At 42.6% G+C, this 18,066-nt stretch carries 22 protein-coding genes and 1 pseudogene; 22 read left to right on the plus strand and 1 reads right to left on the minus strand.

The features are described 5' to 3' along the window. The 3 genes and pseudogenes from LH47_RS15370 to fni all read left to right on the plus strand — a co-directional run. Positions 1–145, plus strand: a pseudogene (locus LH47_RS15370) (UPF0236 family protein); the annotation flags it as partial. A gap of 308 nt (positions 146–453) precedes the next feature. Next, positions 454–1,593: a 30S ribosomal protein S1 gene (gene rpsA / locus LH47_RS11300; protein WP_043967577.1), complete on the plus strand. Its 1,140-nt coding sequence runs from the start codon at positions 454–456 to the stop codon at positions 1,591–1,593. A 12-nt stretch (positions 1,594–1,605) separates the two neighbouring features. Next, positions 1,606–2,655 (plus strand): type 2 isopentenyl-diphosphate Delta-isomerase, encoded by a 1,050-nt coding sequence (fni, locus tag LH47_RS11305; protein WP_043967579.1) that lies wholly within the window; start codon positions 1,606–1,608, stop codon positions 2,653–2,655. Between the two features lie 49 nt (positions 2,656–2,704). Here the strand turns inward: fni and LH47_RS15375 are convergent, their stop codons facing one another. Continuing rightward, positions 2,705–2,809, minus strand: a complete 105-nt coding sequence (locus tag LH47_RS15375; RefSeq protein WP_009373698.1) for a YpzI family protein — start codon at positions 2,807–2,809, stop codon at positions 2,705–2,707. A gap of 92 nt (positions 2,810–2,901) precedes the next feature. Between LH47_RS15375 and LH47_RS11310 the strand changes: the two genes are divergently transcribed. The 19 genes from LH47_RS11310 (at position 2,902) to aroH (ending at position 17,779) form a co-directional block, all read left to right on the plus strand. Beyond that, positions 2,902–3,510, plus strand: a complete 609-nt coding sequence (locus tag LH47_RS11310) for a YphA family membrane protein (RefSeq protein ID WP_235341120.1) — start codon at positions 2,902–2,904, stop codon at positions 3,508–3,510. Continuing rightward, positions 3,507–4,403, plus strand: coding sequence for a YIEGIA family protein (locus LH47_RS11315; protein ID WP_043967583.1), 897 nt, complete (start codon positions 3,507–3,509; stop codon positions 4,401–4,403). Before LH47_RS11310 ends, LH47_RS11315 begins: the two co-directional genes overlap by 4 nt. Next, positions 4,400–4,582, plus strand: coding sequence for a capping complex subunit for YIEGIA (locus LH47_RS11320; RefSeq protein ID WP_042535555.1), 183 nt, complete (start codon positions 4,400–4,402; stop codon positions 4,580–4,582). The genes LH47_RS11315 and LH47_RS11320 overlap by 4 nt, the downstream gene beginning before the upstream one ends. Positions 4,583–4,672: 90 nt before the next feature. Then, positions 4,673–5,983, plus strand: coding sequence for a ribosome biogenesis GTPase Der (der, locus tag LH47_RS11325; protein WP_043967586.1), 1,311 nt, complete (start codon positions 4,673–4,675; stop codon positions 5,981–5,983). A gap of 12 nt (positions 5,984–5,995) precedes the next feature. Beyond that, positions 5,996–7,015, plus strand: a complete 1,020-nt coding sequence (locus LH47_RS11330) for an NAD(P)H-dependent glycerol-3-phosphate dehydrogenase (RefSeq protein ID WP_043967589.1) — start codon at positions 5,996–5,998, stop codon at positions 7,013–7,015. 174 nt (positions 7,016–7,189) lie between these two features. Beyond that, a complete protein-coding gene (locus tag LH47_RS11335; RefSeq protein ID WP_043967591.1) occupies positions 7,190–7,393 on the plus strand; it encodes a DUF2768 domain-containing protein in 204 nt (67 codons plus the stop codon). A 15-nt stretch (positions 7,394–7,408) separates the two neighbouring features. Continuing rightward, positions 7,409–8,131: a hypothetical protein gene (locus tag LH47_RS11340; RefSeq protein ID WP_043967608.1), complete on the plus strand. Its 723-nt coding sequence runs from the start codon at positions 7,409–7,411 to the stop codon at positions 8,129–8,131. A 124-nt stretch (positions 8,132–8,255) separates the two neighbouring features. After that, positions 8,256–9,734, plus strand: coding sequence for a stage IV sporulation protein A (spoIVA, locus tag LH47_RS11345; protein ID WP_009373691.1), 1,479 nt, complete (start codon positions 8,256–8,258; stop codon positions 9,732–9,734). Between the two features lie 259 nt (positions 9,735–9,993). Continuing rightward, positions 9,994–10,266 (plus strand): HU family DNA-binding protein, encoded by a 273-nt coding sequence (locus LH47_RS11350; RefSeq protein ID WP_003394524.1) that lies wholly within the window; start codon positions 9,994–9,996, stop codon positions 10,264–10,266. A gap of 109 nt (positions 10,267–10,375) precedes the next feature. Then, entirely contained in the window at positions 10,376–10,939 is a 564-nt protein-coding gene (gene folE / locus LH47_RS11355) for a GTP cyclohydrolase I FolE (protein WP_026011659.1), read from the plus strand. An 8-nt stretch (positions 10,940–10,947) separates the two neighbouring features. Continuing rightward, complete coding sequence (gene mtrB, locus LH47_RS11360; RefSeq protein WP_004889838.1) at positions 10,948–11,175, plus strand: trp RNA-binding attenuation protein MtrB; 228 nt, start codon at positions 10,948–10,950, stop codon at positions 11,173–11,175. 60 nt (positions 11,176–11,235) lie between these two features. Beyond that, on the plus strand, positions 11,236–11,886 hold the full coding sequence (locus LH47_RS11365; protein ID WP_043967594.1) for a heptaprenyl diphosphate synthase component 1: 651 nt from the start codon (positions 11,236–11,238) through the stop codon (positions 11,884–11,886). A 25-nt stretch (positions 11,887–11,911) separates the two neighbouring features. Beyond that, entirely contained in the window at positions 11,912–12,625 is a 714-nt protein-coding gene (locus tag LH47_RS11370; RefSeq protein WP_043967596.1) for a demethylmenaquinone methyltransferase, read from the plus strand. A gap of 11 nt (positions 12,626–12,636) precedes the next feature. Next, a complete protein-coding gene (gene hepT, locus LH47_RS11375; RefSeq protein ID WP_043967598.1) occupies positions 12,637–13,599 on the plus strand; it encodes a heptaprenyl diphosphate synthase component II in 963 nt (320 codons plus the stop codon). Positions 13,600–13,720: 121 nt separating this feature from the next. Then, positions 13,721–14,167 carry a nucleoside-diphosphate kinase gene (ndk, locus tag LH47_RS11380; protein WP_009373682.1) on the plus strand — a complete coding sequence of 149 codons (447 nt, stop codon included), beginning with the start codon at positions 13,721–13,723 and terminating at the stop codon, positions 14,165–14,167. A 105-nt stretch (positions 14,168–14,272) separates the two neighbouring features. Continuing rightward, positions 14,273–15,043, plus strand: coding sequence for a CheR family methyltransferase (locus LH47_RS11385; RefSeq protein WP_043967600.1), 771 nt, complete (start codon positions 14,273–14,275; stop codon positions 15,041–15,043). A 108-nt stretch (positions 15,044–15,151) separates the two neighbouring features. Next, positions 15,152–16,321 carry a chorismate synthase gene (gene aroC / locus LH47_RS11390; RefSeq protein ID WP_043967602.1) on the plus strand — a complete coding sequence of 390 codons (1,170 nt, stop codon included), beginning with the start codon at positions 15,152–15,154 and terminating at the stop codon, positions 16,319–16,321. Then, entirely contained in the window at positions 16,321–17,460 is a 1,140-nt protein-coding gene (gene aroB / locus LH47_RS11395; protein ID WP_043967604.1) for a 3-dehydroquinate synthase, read from the plus strand. The genes aroC and aroB overlap by 1 nt, the downstream gene beginning before the upstream one ends. After that, a complete protein-coding gene (gene aroH / locus LH47_RS11400) occupies positions 17,420–17,779 on the plus strand; it encodes a chorismate mutase (RefSeq protein ID WP_043967606.1) in 360 nt (119 codons plus the stop codon). Before aroB ends, aroH begins: the two co-directional genes overlap by 41 nt. Positions 17,780–18,066 lie beyond the last annotated feature (287 nt).

An 18,066-nucleotide genomic window follows, 5' to 3' on the forward strand; every position in this document is an offset into this window, starting at 1 on the left:
GTCCAAGCGGGTTGAACAGGCCAAACGGAAGGCAGGACGGTTGTGGGCAGATGTGGTGCGTCAGAATCTACCGTGTCTGCAGCGGTCATCCGGGACGCCGATCCATCAAGCGTTGTCGGCGCTTCGGGATTTTGGTTGGGTGTAAAAAAATGGAATACAATATCATCACTTCAAGATGAGGGATGAGAGTCCAAAAGCGCTTACGATATCAATTCCTGAAAATGGTTCGCTAACTAGTGATTGACAACACCCGTAGTGAACCGAAAAAATGTTCTCCACAAAGTCTTGACTGACTCCATCAATAGTTATGACTTGACAAAATGAATGTTTTAATACAGATTAGTAAAAAAGGAAGTTTTTTCTTTGTGTCGAATGGACGAGCATATTGTTGTTCGCCCATTGAACATATATTTCTGTCGTCGAGCAGGTGTGGAGTGTAAGGAGGTATTCACTATGGAAGAGATGAATCAAGTCGATGTGCGCGTCTATGAAGTAGGCGACACGGTGAAAGGTCAAGTAACGAAAGTAGAAGACAAACAAGTGCTCATTGATGTGGAAGGAAGCAAGCTTGTCGGCATCATCCCGATCAGCGAGCTATCAAGTCTTCATATCGAAAAAGCAAGCGATGTTCTGTCAGTCGGAGATGCAGTCGTCGCAAAAGTGAAAAAAGTAGAAGATGAAGCGCTTATTTTATCGAAAAAAGCAGCAGATGCAGAACAAGCATGGGAAGTGCTTGAACAGAAGCTTGCAAACGGTGAAACGTTTGATGTAGTCGTGAAAGATATTGTAAAAGGTGGGCTCGTTGCGGATGTCGGTGTTCGCGCATTTATCCCGGCGTCGCTTGTGGAAAAAGAATTTATCGAGGATTTCTCAGACTATAAAGGACGTACATTAACTGTAAAAGTAGTTGAGCTCGATCGGGAAAAAAATCGCGTCGTTTTATCACATCGCGCGGTTGTAGAAGAAGAAGAGGCTGCGAAAAAGAAAGGCGCATTACAGTCGATTCAAGTTGGTCAAGTGCTTGAAGGGACCGTCGTGCGCATGACGAATTTCGGCGTATTCGTCAATATCGGCGAGGTTGATGGTCTCGTACATATTTCTCAACTTGCCCATACACGCGTAGATCATCCGTCAGATGTTGTAAAAGAAGGCGATGTCGTCAAAGTAAAAGTGCTTGCGATTGATGAAGAAAGCGGTCGAGTTTCTTTGTCTGTGAAAGCAGCATTGCCAGCTCCTTGGGATGGAATCGAACAAAAAATAAAAGAAGGCGATGTATTAGAAGGGACAGTGAAACGTTTAGCCCCGTTCGGAGCGTTCGTCGAAGTATTGCCGGGCGTTGAAGGTCTCGTTCATATTTCGCAAATTTCAACAAAGCATATCGGCACGCCGCATGAAGTGTTAAAAGAAGGCGATGTCGTCAAAGTGAAAGTGCTTGCAGTAAACGAACAAGAAAAACGATTATCGTTAAGCATTCGTGAGTTGCTTGAAGAAGATGTAGAAGAAGACTATCGTGAATATACAACGTCAACAGAGACGACGACAGGATTTCAAATTGGTGAAGTCATCGGAGACCAGTTAAAAAAATTAAAATAAACGGTGATGGCAGTGGAACGTGCAGAACGAAAACTACAACATATTGAATATGCGCTCTCAACGGGACAACGTCGCTTGCATGGGTTTGAAGATATTACATTTGTGCATAATAGCTTGCCGAATATTTCCACTGCCCATATTGACTTGCAAACAAAAATCGGCGAACTTTCTTTCCGTTCGCCGATTTTTATTAATGCGATGACAGGTGGTGGAGGCGAAGAGACGACAAAAATTAACGAGCAGCTTGCTTACGTTGCGAACGAATGCGGCATTGCAATGGCTGTTGGTTCACAAATGGCCGCTTTAAAAGATGAACGAGAGCGACAATCGTTTACAATTATTCGCCAAGTCAATAAACGTGGCATTGTATTTGCTAACTTAGGTAGCGAAGCAACAGTTGAACAAGCAAAACGAGCGATCGATATGATCGAGGCGAACGCCCTTCAAATTCATTTAAACGTCGTTCAAGAGCTCGTTATGCCCGAAGGAGATCGCAATTTTTGCGGAGCGCTTTCACGCATTGAACAAATTGTGTCTGCTGTTGATGTACCTGTTATCGTAAAAGAAGTCGGATTTGGAATGAGTAAAGAAACGGCGCGACAGTTAGAAAACGTAGGGGTATGTGCCGTTGATGTTGGCGGTTTTGGAGGCACAAATTTTGCGCAAATTGAAAACAAGCGACGCGAAAAACAGCTCGCTTATTTTAACGAGTGGGGAATAACGACGACGGCATCTATTGCGGAAGTAGCAGCAGAAGTTCAACGCATCGGTATTATTGGAAGCGGAGGGATACAGCACGCGCTTGATGTGGCGAAATGTATTGCACTCGGCGCTTCTGCGGTAGGAATGGCTGGCTATATGTTGCGTATCCTGGTCGAGCAAGGAGTAGAAGCGTTAATTGCCGAAATTCATCAATTGCACGAAGATTTAACACTCATCATGACTGCGCTCGGCACTCGAACGATTGCTGATTTGCAAAACGTTCCGCTCGTCGTTACAGGAACAACATATCATTGGTTGCGGGAGCGTGGCATTGAAACGACCCGTTATAGCCAACGATAACGGAGAAAGGTGTCCTATACAACGAGGACACCTTTCTTTATGTTTGTATTTACTGTTCTGTTTTTGTACTTCCTTTAAAATTTTTTGCTGGATCCCGATCGGACTCGACACGACGCGATTGCTTTAATTTTTTTTCTTGGCGATCTTTCCCCATTTTCATCCCTCCTTAGTCCTTTATTTTCTCCATTCCCTTTTTTCGCATACAAAGATTAAATTTTTAAAAATAAGACATAATGGAAAGTGGAGGTGTTATGGTTGGAAGGAAGTTATTTTTACTGGGTTTCTTGGTTTTTATGGATTGTTTATACGTTTTTCGCTCCGAAAAATCATGTTCGTTTGCGCATTTGCCTATATAGTTTATTGTTAATTGCGCTATCTGTCCATGAGATAACGATTTATTCGTTTCACATTTCATTTGCTTACATACTGATGTTGATTGTTAGTTACTCTTTTGTCATAAAACAAACAGGAACAGCATTTATTTATTTTTCCTTTGCCAGTGCGAGTGTCACGATGTTGTATGCCGCGTTTCATTTTTTGTTATTGTTCGATCCGGTTTGGGTGTTTGTTGAAGCGACATGGTTGCTTGCATTTGCGCTTTTGTTTGCTTCGTTTGCGCTATATCGATCATTTGATGAACGTTTACTTGTTTTGACAGTCGGATGCTGTCAAGGTGATTTTTTGTATGCGTTTGTGTTAAAACAATTTTCTTTTCCGCATTTGATTGGTTCCCTTTCCTTTTTAGATGGATGGGCGTTAACGACCGTATGTTTATTTTTATGGAAATGGCTCGAACAGTTGCCGGTATATATCGATGCGCGATTTCAAAAGCGAGCAAAGGAGGCTAATACGTGAACGAATATACGTATCCGATTTTATTTGGTGTAACCATTGGTGTATTGACCCGTTTGTACTTATTAAAAACAGATTATCGTCAATATCCGACGTATTTGCATGGGAAAATTATTCATATTGCGCTCGGCTTTATTGCTGCAGGGCTTGGGACGATTGCAGTGCCTGCCATTATGGAAAAAGAGTTCGCTGCCATTACATTTTTAGCACTCGCTGCTTCACAGTTTCGTGATGTGCGCAATATGGAGCGAAATACGTTAAATGAACTCGACCAATATGAACTCGTCCCGCGCGGAAAAACGTATATTGAAGGAATTGCTATTGTTTTTGAAGGGAGAAACTATTTAGTTATTTTTGCGTCATTTTTAAGCACGTTCGCTTATTTAGTTTGGAATATATGGCTTGGAATTGTTGCGGCAGCGATTGCCTTTATCGTTGCTCGCAAACTTATGTCTGGCAGCCGGCTCGGCGATATTGTCGAAGTAGAATACGTGAAGCCTCATTTCAAAGGAGCGGGATTATACGTGGACAATATTTATATTATGAACATCGGTTTAGAAGCGCGGCGGGAAGAGATTTTACGGTATGGTATGGGGTTTATTTTGAAACCAAAAAACTTTAATGCTCGCTCAACAATCGCTAATCTTGGACAACGCCAAGCGATTTTACATGATATTTCAACGGCATTAGGCGTATACCGCGATTCAGGTACGCCAGCGCTTGTGCCACTTGCGAAACGCGATTTAGACGATGGACGAGTCGGTATTTTTATTTTGCCACAAGAAAAGGATGTCGAAAAAGCAAAAGCGATCATTCGTAATGTACCGACGCTCGAAAATGCGATTCGCATGCCAACGAAATCCGAAACGAATCAAACAGGGAGGGTGTTACGATGACTGTAGAAAAAATGATTTTAGCCGTCATTACAACGTCGCCACATAAAGTGGCTGGCGGCGTTACGTTCGTTTGTGAAAACAATGAAGAAATGCAACGAATCGCAGCGAATTTAGAAGCGATTTTAGACGGGATCGCCCATGCGCTGAGCGACGATTTGCTCATTATTGTGAAACATTGATTTTTTTGATAAAATGGGAAAGCTAGACCCTTCAGTCGAAGGGCTTCTTTTTTGTTCGGGTTTCGAAATTTAGTGAAGGAGTGTGAGAATATGACGAAACCAGTTGTAGCAATCGTTGGTCGTCCAAACGTCGGAAAATCGACGATTTTTAACCGCATTGTCGGGGAACGCATTTCGATTGTAGAAGATGTACCGGGAGTGACACGCGACCGGATTTATAGTAGCGCAGAATGGTTAAATACAACGTTTAACATTATTGATACAGGCGGCATTGATATTGGCGATGAGCCGCTATTAACGCAAATTCGTCAACAAGCCGAAATTGCGATCGATGAAGCGGATGTTATCATCTTCATGACGAATGGTCGGGACGGTGTCACAGCAGCAGATGAAGAAGTCGCGAAAATTTTATATCGTTCCAATAAGCCAGTCGTTTTGGCAGTAAACAAAATTGATAATCCAGACATGCGTGAAAACATTTACGATTTTTATACGCTCGGATTCGGAGAGCCGATTCCGATTTCTGGTACGCACGGATTAGGGATCGGGGATTTATTAGATGCTGTCGTTGCCCATTTTCCAAAGCGCGAGATGAAAGAATATGATGCGGATGTCATTAAGTTTTGTTTAATTGGTCGTCCAAATGTTGGGAAATCTTCGCTTGTGAACGCCATTTTAGGTGAAGAACGGGTCATTGTGAGTGATATAGCAGGAACGACGCGCGATGCGATCGATACGACATTTAAGCGCGACGGCCAAGAATATGTCATTATTGATACAGCAGGGATGCGCAAAAGAGGAAAAGTGTATGAAAGCACAGAAAAATATAGTGTGTTGCGAGCGTTAAAAGCCATTGAGCGCTCCGATGTTGTGCTTGTCGTCATTAACGCAGAAGAAGGAATTATTGAACAAGATAAAAAAATTGCGGGATATGCGCATGAAGCGGGTCGTGGTGTTGTAATCGTTGTGAATAAATGGGACGCGATTGAAAAAGATGAAAAGACGATGAACGAATTTGAGCAAAAAATTCGCGATCATTTCCAATTTCTTGACTATGCGCCTATTGTATTCGTATCTGCAAAAACGAAACAACGATTGCATAAGTTACTTCCAGTTATTCAAATGGTCAGTGAAAATCATGCGATGCGCGTTCAAACGAACGTATTAAATGAAGTGCTAATGGATGCCGTGGCGATGAATCCGACACCAACGCATAACGGACAACGATTAAAAATTTATTACATGACGCAAGTAGCGGTAAAGCCACCAACGTTCGTTGTATTCGTCAACGATCCGGAATTGATGCATTTCTCATACGAACGCTTTTTAGAAAATCGAATTCGCGATACGTTCGGATTTGAAGGAACGCCAATTAAAATTATTGCACGCCCGCGAAATTAAGGGAGGGATAAAATGGTTACTGTATTAGGTGCAGGTAGTTGGGGCACAGCTTTAGCGATCGTTCTTGCTGATAACGGACATCACGTTCGGTTATGGGGACAACGTCAAGAACAAATGGATGAAATAAATAAAAAACATACGAACGAAAAATATTTGCCAAATATTCATCTTCCTGAGGAGATTGTTGGTTATACGGATCTTGCCCAAGCGCTTGAAGGGGTTGAAACGGTTGTATTAGCCGTTCCGACAAAAGCGATTCGCGAAGTGCTGCGGCGTGTTCGTACGTGTTTGAAAAAGCCAATTACAATCGTCTCGGTTAGTAAAGGAATTGAACCGGATACACATAAACGCATTTCAGAAATTATTGAAGAAGAAATGGGAGAACAATTGCAAGATGTCATCGTTTTATCAGGTCCAAGTCATGCGGAGGAAGTGAGTTTACGCCATCCAACGACGGTGGCGGTGTCATCGAAAAACATGGAAGCAGCCGAGCGCATTCAAGATTTATTCATGAATCATCAATATTTCCGCGTATATACAAACCCAGATTTAATTGGGGTAGAAATTGGCGGGGCGTTAAAAAATATTATTGCGCTAGCTGCTGGAATTACGGATGGACTTGGATATGGGGATAATGCAAAAGCGGCGCTTATGACGCGCGGACTTGCGGAAATGGCTCGTCTCGGTAGCCGTCTCGGTGCCAATCCGCTCACATTTGCAGGATTGACTGGAATCGGCGATTTAATTGTGACGTGTACAAGCGTCCATTCACGCAACTGGCGTGCGGGCAATTTGCTTGGAAAAGGATATGAGCTTGATGATGTGTTAGCGAATATGGGAATGGTCGTTGAAGGTGTGCGAACGACAAAAGCGGCCTATCAGCTAGCGAAAAAAATGAATGTGGATATGCCGATTACAAATGCACTTTACGACGTTTTGTTTAACGGAAAAGATGTGAAAAGTGCGGTCGATTCGCTTATGGCGCGCGGGAAAACGTCGGAACTTGAAGATTTAGCGAACATTTCGTTATAATTTTCTTTGAAATAGGCATGTGAAGAGAGCTTTGTTATGTGTGTTGCATACAATGCTATGAAAACATTCTCAGACTCGAATGGATGGTGCATGTTTAGTCATCGTCTGAAGTAAAGAAGCCCCGCTTTACTTCAGCTTTTTTATGCAGCAATTAAGAGAAAGCGAGGGAGAAGAATGTCACCGGGTCTTTTAAAAATGTGGATTTCGTTAACAGGAATCGGTTTAATGTTCATTGCTGTATTTTCGATTTATTTTAGTCGATATAAGGTGAAAAATAAGGCGGTAAAAATCGTTTTAGCGACGATTGCATACATAAGTATGATCATCGCTGGCCTTATTATTGTATTTGTCGTATTTAGCGGGCCGGTGCAAGAATAGAAGGATGGATGAATGATGAAAAAGTGGATACTTTCTGCAATGATCGTTGTCGTGTCTGTGTTATTATCTGGGTGTTTATACCCGCAAGAGCGGCTAACGCAAAACCAAATTCCATATAAAGAACAAGTCGAACGTGTTCAACAAGCAGTGAATGAATATCGGCAAGCGACGGGCGGTTTGTTACCTATTAAAACACGAGATATGTCTACGCCCATTTATCAAAAATATCCGATTGATTTCAATTTGCTCGTGCCGCGATATATGGCTGAACCACCGGGCAATGCATTTGAAAGCGGCGGCGTATATCAATACGTTCTTGTCGATGTAGAAACAAATCCGACGGTGAAATTGCTAGATTTGCGTGCGGCGGAAGCCATTCGCGATTTAAAGTTGCGCATTCGCATGTATCAAGACACTCATGGTTATCCGCCATTTAAAGATGTGCTCGCTAAAGGAGTATTTACGCTCGATTATAAAAAACTTCGTTTAGACGCACCGCCTTATGTCGTCAGTCCATATTCAGGAAAAAATCTTCCGCTCATTATTGACGGCAAGGGAGAAATTTATATCGACTACCGTATCGACTTGTATGAAACATTGCAATCAGAGGCGCATCACTATCGCTATGGAGATGATATTCGCGACCTGCTTGTCAAGCATTCGCTTTTTGTCCCAGCTTATTCCCTTCCCTACACGATTGATGAAAAGAAAAAAGAACCTATTTTTCTTGTGAAATAAGTCATGATCCCTTCTCTAAGCAAATACATTTTAGAGAAGGGATTTTTTTAGTCATAAACAATTAGGACAACGACATATGCATATAGTGTCCTCATATGTTTTAAATATAAGGGAGGGAAGGCAGTTGGAAAAGGTCGATCTTTTTAAAGATATTGCTGAACGAACAGGCGGAGATATTTATTTAGGAGTTGTCGGCGCCGTTCGAACAGGCAAATCAACATTTATTAAAAAGTTTATGGAACTTGTTGTCATTCCGAATATTCAAAACGAAGCAGATAAAGCTCGGGCACAAGATGAACTGCCACAAAGTGCAGCGGGAAAAACAATTATGACGACAGAGCCGAAGTTTGTTCCGAATCAAGCGGTGAAAGTAAAAGTAGACGATGGATTGGAAGTAAATATTCGCCTCGTTGATTGTGTTGGCTATACAGTACAAGGGGCAAAAGGATTTGAAGACGAAAATGGGCCACGTATGATCCATACACCGTGGTATGAAGAACCAATTCCATTTCAAGAAGCAGCTGAAATCGGTACGCGCAAAGTCATTCAAGAACATTCGACGATCGGTGTTGTCATTACAACGGATGGCTCGATTGGAGAAATTCCGCGTGAAAACTATGTGGAAGCAGAAGAACGTGTTGTAAATGAATTAAAAGAAGTTGGTAAGCCGTTTATTATGATTATTAATACCGTTCGTCCACAACATCCAGAAACAGAAACATTGAAGCAACAACTAAGTGAAAAATACGATATTCCAGTATTAGCGTTAAGCGTGGAAGGAATGCGTGAAGCGGATGTGTATCAAGTGCTTCGTGAAGCATTGTATGAATTCCCGGTATTAGAGGTGAATGTAAATTTACCGAACTGGGTCATGGTTTTGCGCGAAAATCATTGGTTGCGTGAAAGTTATCAAGAGGCGGTGCGCGATACAGTAAAAGATATTAAGCGCTTGCGTGATGTCGATCGCGTCGTTCAACAATTTAGTGAGTACGATTTTATTGATGAAGCTCGCTTGGCTGGCATTGAAATGGGGCAAGGCATCGCAGAAATTGATTTATACGCCCCAGACGAATTGTACGATCAAATTTTAAAAGAAGTTGTCGGCGTAGAAATTCGCGGGAAAGATCATTTGTTGCAATTAATGCAAGATTTCGCTTATGCGAAGGCAGAATACGACCAAATTGCCGATGCGCTCCGCATGGTGAAACAAACTGGCTATGGTATTGCTGCCCCATCACTTTCTGATATGAGCTTAGATGAACCGGAAATTATTCGCCAAGGATCACGTTTTGGTGTGCGCTTAAAAGCGGTAGCACCTTCTATTCATATGATTAAAGTCGATGTCGAATCGGAGTTTGCACCGATCATCGGAACAGAAAAACAAAGCGAAGAACTCGTCCGTTACTTAATGCAAGATTTTGAGGACGATCCGCTTTCTATTTGGAACTCAGATATATTTGGCCGCTCGCTCAGTTCGATCGTTCGTGAAGGTATTCAAGCAAAGCTTGCTCTCATGCCTGAAAATGCGCGTTATAAATTAAAAGAGACGTTAGAGCGCATCATTAATGAAGGATCCGGTGGACTCATTGCCATCATCTTATAAAAAGACTCCATTTGGGGTCTTTTTTGCTTTTAAACGAAAATTTTCTCTTGCAGTGAAAAAGAGCAATATGATAATCTTTATTCAGAAAATGTTAGGCTCCTTGGAGAATAATAGGCAAATTGCATGATTTTGCTGAAAAAATGTTGAATTATGAGCAAGAATCAGTTAATATAAGGCATGTTAATGTATAGAAACAATAGAAAGTGTAAACAACTGAAAGTAATGTATAATACATACGCTTTGGGAGGAGGTGAATGGCATGAACAAAACGGAATTAATTAATGCGGTAGCTGAAGCAAGCGGTCTTTCTAAAAAAGATGCATCTAAAGCGGTTGATGCTGTTTTTGACGCGATTACAGAAGCGCTTAAAAACGGTGATAAAGTGCAATTAATCGGTTTTGGTAACTTCGAAGTGCGTGAGCGTGCGGCGCGCAAAGGACGCAACCCGCAAACAGGAGAAGAAATCGAAATTGCTGCGAGCAAAGTTCCTGCTTTCAAACCTGGGAAAGCGTTAAAAGATGCTGTAAAGTAAGAAATTACATACAGCCAAGAGGTAGCCGGTTGCGAGCTACCTCTTCTTTTTTGCCTTTTTTCATCTTTATATGCTAGAATCGGATTACGTGAAGTTGAATGCTAGGAGGATGCAACAAATGAATGTAGAACAAATCGAACAGGCTGTCCGCTTAATTTTAGAAGCGATTGGCGAAGATCCGAATCGCGAAGGGTTGCTCGATACACCGAAGCGAGTGGCGAAAATGTATGCAGAAGTGTTTTCAGGCTTGAATGAAGATCCGAAAATACATTTGCAAACGGTGTTTAGTGAAGATCATGAAGAACTTGTCCTCGTTAAAGATATTCCGTTTTATTCCATGTGTGAACATCATCTCGTCCCATTTTTCGGCGTGGCTCATGTCGCATACATCCCGCGTGGCGGCAAAGTGACAGGGTTAAGCAAACTCGCGCGAACAGTCGAAACAGTGGCCCGCCGTCCGCAGTTACAAGAACGAATTACGGCAACAGTCGCTGATGCGATTATGGAGACGCTCGAGCCGCATGGAGTGATGGTTGTTGTTGAGGCAGAACATATGTGCATGACGATGCGCGGCGTGAAAAAACCGGGAGCAAAAACGGTCACAACTGCGGTTCGTGGAACGCTTGCAACAGATGAGAAAGCACGTGCTGAAATATTAGCGCTTATTAAGTAGGAGGGATCATGATGCAAGGAGATTATGTCGTCATTAAAGCGTTAGAGGACGGAGTGAACGTCATTGGATTGACACGCGGTTCAGATACGCGTTTCCACCATTCAGAAAAGCTTGATCAAGGAGAAGTGCTCATTGCGCAATTTACGGAGCATACATCAGCGATCAAAGTGCGCGGAAAAGCGCTTATTCAAACGCAGCACGGTGAAATCCAATCCGATGCGAAAAATCATCGTTAACGTAAAGGTAGTTTATGATATAATAAAGTTTGAGTTTTTGGGAAGCAAGGGTGATGAGTCATGGATATGCAACAGCAAATGGAACAAGTACGAACGCGCATTCAACGGGCAATTGCCCATTCGTATGTCGATCGCTATATACAACCACGCATCATAGATGAAGATCGCATATTGTTTGCTCTTTCTATGCTACGTTCGGCTCAAGTAGACGCAAACATCGCACTCGATTATGTTTTTGCCATGATGCTCATTCAGCTAGCCCTTGATACCCATGATGAAATAGATGAGCAACAAACGATACAACAAAGGCAATTAACAGTGCTTGCGGGAGATTTATATAGCGGATTGTATTACGAGTTTTTAGCGCGACGGCATGACATTTCACTCATTCGTCGCTTTGCTGAAGCGATCAAAGAGATCAATATACAAAAAATCCGTTTACAGCAACTATCCTTGGATGATCTTGAGCGCTTTCATTGCATCGGTGTCATTGAGTCCGCTTTGCTTTGTAAGCTTGCAGAGCATGTTCATGCTGACGAATGGGGAGAATTAGCGTATCACTTGTTCTCGCTGAAACGCGTTCATCGTGATGGAGCGAAATCGAAAGCGTCGATAGATTATATCGACTACTGTAAGCGGAAATTACAAGATCTTCTTCCGTTTCATATAGATGAAGAGGTAAAAGAGCGGTTTTCTCATCTCCTCGCTTGATTTCAGTTGAAAGAAGGGGATTTTTATGCAACAGTCGAAAGAAGAACGTGTTCATCGCGTATTTGAAAAAATTTCAGATCATTATGATCGCATGAACTCAGTCATTAGCTTTAAACGTCATGTCGCATGGCGAAAAGATACGATGAGACGAATGAATGTACAAAAAGGAGCGAAAGCGCTCGATGTATGTTGTGGAACAGCAGATTGGACGATTGCGTTGGCGGAAGCGGTCGGACCGAGCGGAGAAGTGTACGGGCTTGATTTTAGTCGCAATATGCTAAAAGTAGGGGAAGAAAAAGTAAAGGAGCGCGGGTTTCAACATGTGACGCTCGTGCACGGAAATGCGATGAACTTACCGTTTCCTGACAACACGTTTGACTATGTGACGATTGGTTTCGGATTGCGTAACGTTCCCGACTATATGACCGTATTAAAAGAAATGTATCGCGTCGCAAAGCCAGGTGGAAAAGTCGTTTGTTTAGAAACGTCACAGCCAACGCTCATCGGTTTCCGACAACTGTACTATGCGTATTTTCGTTACATTATGCCTTTTTTCGGGAAAATTTTCGCGAAAAGTTATGAAGAATACTCATGGTTGCAAGAATCGGCACGTGAATTTCCGGGAATGGACGAGCTAGCAGACATGTTTCGCCAAGCTGGTTTCGTGCGCGTACAAGTGAAACCGTATACGTTCGGAGTGGCAGCGATGCATCTCGGATATAAACCTGATGGACGTTAAGGTGAATAGTGATGAAGCTAAAAGCGATGTATTCGTTTTTAAATGGAGATTTAAACCAAATTGAAGAACAATTAAAAATGACGGTGCAAACATCTGATCCGCTCGTCAATGAAGCATCTTTGCATTTGCTTGAGGCGGGCGGAAAGCGCATTCGTCCGGTTTTTGTTTTACTTGGTGGACAATTTGGCACATATCATTTTGAGAAAATGAAACGGGTAGCTGTTGCTCTTGAACTCATTCATATGGCTTCTCTTGTCCATGATGATGTCATTGATGGCGCGATGTTACGACGCGGAAAAGAGACGATTCAAGCGAAATGGGGCGACCAATTTGCGATGTACGTTGGCGATTATTTGTTCGCTCGAGCGCTTGAACAAATGTGTGAAATTGATGATCCTGTTGCCCATCATATTTTAGCGAAAACAATTGTCGAAGTATGTCGTGGAGAAATCGGACAAATTAGCGACAAATATCGCTTTGACCAAAATTTGCGTCGCTATTTACAACGAATCAAAAGAAAAACGGCTTTACTTATTGCGGCAAGCTGTCAGCTTGGTGCCGTCGTTGCAGGGGCGCCTGAAGCGGTTCATAAAAAATTGTATTGGTTTGGCTATTACGTTGGAATGTCTTTTCAAATCACAGACGATATTCTTGACTTTATCGGAACAGAAAAACAACTCGGCAAGCCAGCAGGCAGCGATTTATCGCAAGGAAATGTGACGCTCCCTGTTTTGTACGCGATGAAGGAACAGACGTTAAAAGAACAAATTATAAAAGTAAACGAACGTACAACAAGTCATGAAATGGAGCACGTGATTGATGGCATTAAGCGAACAAACGCCATTGAAAAATCATATGAGCTCGGAGATCGCTACTTGCAAAAAGCGCTTCATACGTTACAAAAACTGCCACGCAACCGTGCTTGGACGGCACTTTACAACATTGCGAAATATATCGGAAAACGGAAATATTAGATGCGTGAGAAGAAAAAATTAAATCGTTTTCATGGCGAATATTGCTAATTTGCATACAAGATGGTATAATTGCGGAGGAGTCAATTCCAATACATAACGTATCAGGGGTGGAGAATTCGTCATGGAAAGAACATTTCTAATGGTCAAACCAGATGGGGTACAACGCGGTGTCATTGGTGACATCGTTGCGCGTTTTGAGCGCAAAGGTTTTCAACTTGTAGGGGCAAAGCTCATGCAAGTATCGCGCGAGCTTGCTGAACAACATTACGCAGAGCATAAAGAGCGCCCGTTTTTTGGCGAACTTGTTGAATTTATTACGTCCGGTCCAGTATTTGCGATGGTATGGGAAGGCGAAAACGTCATCGCTACAGCTCGTCAAATGATGGGGAAAACAAACCCGCAAGAAGCGTTGCCTGGGACGATTCGTGGAGATTTCGGTTTAACGGTCGGAAAAAATATTATTCACGGTTCTGACTCAAAAGAAAGCGCAGCGCGCGAAATTCAACTATTTTTTAAAGAAGAAGAGCTCGTTTCTTACAGCAAGCTTATGAACGAGTGGATATATTAAAAAAATTAAAGGTAGGCACACGCCTACCTTTAATTTTTTTATTTCTGTTTTTTCACATTTTCGTTATACTGTATTTATGAAAGAAAAGGAAGAGGAGTTTTTTGTATGAGTGATTATCAACAATTTATTGCAAACGTGAAACGAAAAACAGGCATTGATTTAGCTCTGTATAAAGAAGCGCAAATGAAACGGCGCTTAACTTCTCTGTACGAAAAAAAAGGGTTTAAAAATTTTGATGAATTTTTTCGGGCGATGAATCATGATCAAGCGTTGTTCCATGAGTTTTTAGATCGCATGACGATTAATGTATCTGAATTTTTCCGCAATGCGAAACGATGGGAAGTGCTTGAAAAAAAGATTATTCCAAAACTTCTTGAAAAAAACAAACGATTAAAAGTATGGAGCGCTGCCTGCTCGACTGGAGAAGAGCCGTATACGTTATCCATCATTTTGTCCAAATTTATGCCGTTATCGCAAGTAAGTGTGCTAGCTACTGACATTGATGATAACGCAATGGCTCGGGCGAAGCTCGGCATTTATATGGAACGTTCCCTTCAAGAAGTTCCAGAAGATGTAAAGAAAAAATTTTTTGTCAAGGAAGGATCTCATTACAAAATTATTGATGACATTAAACGAACGGTCACATTTAAAAAACATAATTTGCTTGCCGACCCATTTGATACGAATTTCGACTTAATCGTTTGCCGCAACGTGCTCATTTACTTTACTGAAGAAGCAAAACACGAATTGTATTTGAAATTTAATGGCGCTCTTCGTCCTGACGGAATATTTTTTGTCGGTAGCACGGAACAAATTTTTAATCCGGCAGCATACGGTTTTGAAGTGGAAGATACGTTTTTTTATCGAAAAATATAGCCGCGGCCGACCTCGGTCGCTTTCTGTGTAATTAAGGGGTTACGTCTGTAGAAAAAATGTGCTATATTCATACATAATCGCTTTAAAGAGATGAAGGGAGAGAGGGAATTGCGGTACTTAACAGCTGGTGAGTCTCACGGTCCACAACTCACAACAATTATTGAAGGTGTTCCAGCAGGATTGACGCTTTTCGCAGAGCATATTAACGAAGATTTAGCGCGTCGGCAAAAAGGATACGGTCGTGGACGACGGATGCAAATTGAAAAAGACGAAGTGAAAATTTTAAGCGGGGTGCGACATGGGAAAACGCTCGGTTCTCCAATTACTCTTGTCGTTGAAAATCGCGATTGGAAACATTGGACGAACATTATGGGCATTGAACCGTTAGTTGACGATACAGAAGAAGTGAAAAGAAAAGTGACGCGTCCACGTCCAGGGCATGCAGATTTAAATGGGGCGATAAAATACGGACACCGCGATATGCGCAATGTGTTAGAGCGCTCGTCAGCGCGTGAAACAACAGTGCGCGTCGCTGCTGGTGCGGTAGCGAAACGAATTTTATCGGAGTTAGGCATTCGTATCGCAAGCCATGTTGTTGAAATTGGAGGAGTTAAGGCGGAGCATACCGCATATACATCGCTTGAAGAGTTGCAACGCGTGACAGAGCAATCTCCTGTTCGCTGCTTTGATGCAGAAGCGGAAAAAAAGATGATGGCGGCCATTGATGAAGCGAAAGAAAAAGGTGATTCCATCGGTGGAATTGTCGAAGTCATTGTGGAAGGTGTTCCGGTCGGCGTCGGAAGTTACGTCCATTATGATCGCAAGTTAGATGCAAAAATTGCCGCAGCTATTGTAAGCATTAATGCGTTTAAAGGAGTTGAGTTTGGCATCGGCTTTGAAGCGGCACGCCGCTTCGGAAGTGAAGTGCATGACGAAATTATATGGAGCAAAGAAACGGGATATACGCGAAAAACGAATCGACTTGGCGGATTTGAAGGTGGAATGACGACAGGGATGCCAATCGTTGTGCGCGGGGTGATGAAGCCGATTCCAACGTTATATAAACCGCTTATGAGTGTCGATATTGAAACAAAAGAACCGTTTGCAGCAAGCATTGAACGTTCAGATAGTTGCGCTGTCCCTGCAGCAAGCGTTGTCGCTGAAGCAGTAGTGGCGTGGGAAATTGCTGCAGCTATTGTCGAACAATTTGGACAAGATCGCATGGAACTTATTATTCAAAATGTCGAAAACATGCGTCGGTACGTAAAGGAGTTTTAATGATGAATCGCATTCACATCGCTACGCCGTCGAAACGATATGAAGTCGTCATAGGGAATGAATTATTGCACATGATGGATCGGATGATTGATCGGGTTTGCCCGCATGTGACAGCTGTGCTCATCATTACAGATGAAACGGTCGCTTCGCTTTATTTAGCTGATGTGCAACAAGCTCTTCATCAAACATATGACCGTGTGTACGCGCATGTGATTCCAAGCGGAGAAGAGGCGAAGTCGTTTGAACAATTTTATGCTTGTCATACTGCAGCGTTAACAAACCATTTAGATCGTGATTCATTAATTGTTGCCCTCGGCGGAGGGGTCGTTGGAGATTTAGCTGGTTTTGTCGCAGCGACATATATGCGTGGCATTCGGTTTGTTCAAGTGCCGACAACGTTATTAGCGCACGATAGCGCTGTTGGAGGGAAAACGGCCATCAATCATCCGCTTGGGAAAAATATGATTGGTGCTTTTTATCAGCCTGAACTCGTTTTTTATGATATTTCTTTTCTGTCTACCCTCCCAAAAAGGGAAATGCGATCTGGTTTTGCGGAAATTATTAAACATTCCTTAATTTATGATCGCGCTTTTTTTGGCTGGTTACAAGCGAACGTAGAGAAGATAGAGGATTTGAATGGCGAACGATTACAATATGCAATTCAAAAAGGAATTGAAATTAAAGCGGCAGTTGTCTCACAAGATGAGAAAGAGCATGGGGTTCGCGCCCATTTGAACTTCGGGCATACGCTTGGTCATGCGCTAGAAAGCGAGCTCGGGTACGGAGTGATGACGCATGGAGATGCGGTTGCCCTCGGGATGTTATTTGCCATTTTTGTTAGTGAACGTTTTTACAACCAACCGCTTTTTTACTCGTCGTTTCGGATGTTATTTCATCATTACGGCTTTCCGACTTCGCTTCCATCACGCGTATCGCCTGAACGTTTGCTTGAAAAAATGAAAAAAGATAAAAAGGCGAAAGATCAAACGGTGCGCATGGTGTTAATGAAAGAGATCGGAACGGTATGTGTAGAACGGATAAGCGATGAACAATTGTTGCAATGGTTATACGCGTTTGCCGAAGAAGGAGGGGAAACGTGTGATTCGAGCGATTCGCGGAGCAACGACTGTGAGCAATAACGATGAACGAGAGATTGTCGATGAAACGAAACGATTGTTAATAGAAATGATTCGCCAAAACGATGTGAACGCAGAAGACGTCGTATCAGTACTCATTTCGATGACCGATGATTTAAATGCCACGTTCCCGGCGAAAGCGTTGCGTCATCTCGATGGATGGACGTATGTTCCAGTGATGTGTATGCGCGAAATTAACGTTCCGCATGCATTACCGAAATGTATTCGCGTCATGATGACTGTACATACGAAGCGAGCGCAGCAAGATATTCATCACGTATATTTACGCGATGCAATCCAGCTTCGGCCGGAGTGTGAGTAAAATATTTGTGGGTGACATTCAGGAATGATTCCCCGACGAGGGTTGCGAACTTTTGTTCGCGACGCTCGTCGGGGCCACCAAGCGAAGCGCGGTAGAAAAAAGCAAATGTCATGCAAAAAGGACTCTCTCCCTGCTATGATGGTGATGACCAACATCAATAAAACAGGAGGGAGAGAGTCCATGAAACATTTTACCACAGAATGGCCTTTATTAAAAGAGCTGGAGGAACAATTAGTCAGAACTCTTCAAAAGGTGTTCGCTGTCTTGTTGGCGGCCCTTTTGGAGGA

Source organism: Anoxybacillus thermarum, assembly GCF_000836725.1.
GTDB lineage: Bacteria > Bacillota > Bacilli > Bacillales > Anoxybacillaceae > Anoxybacillus > Anoxybacillus thermarum.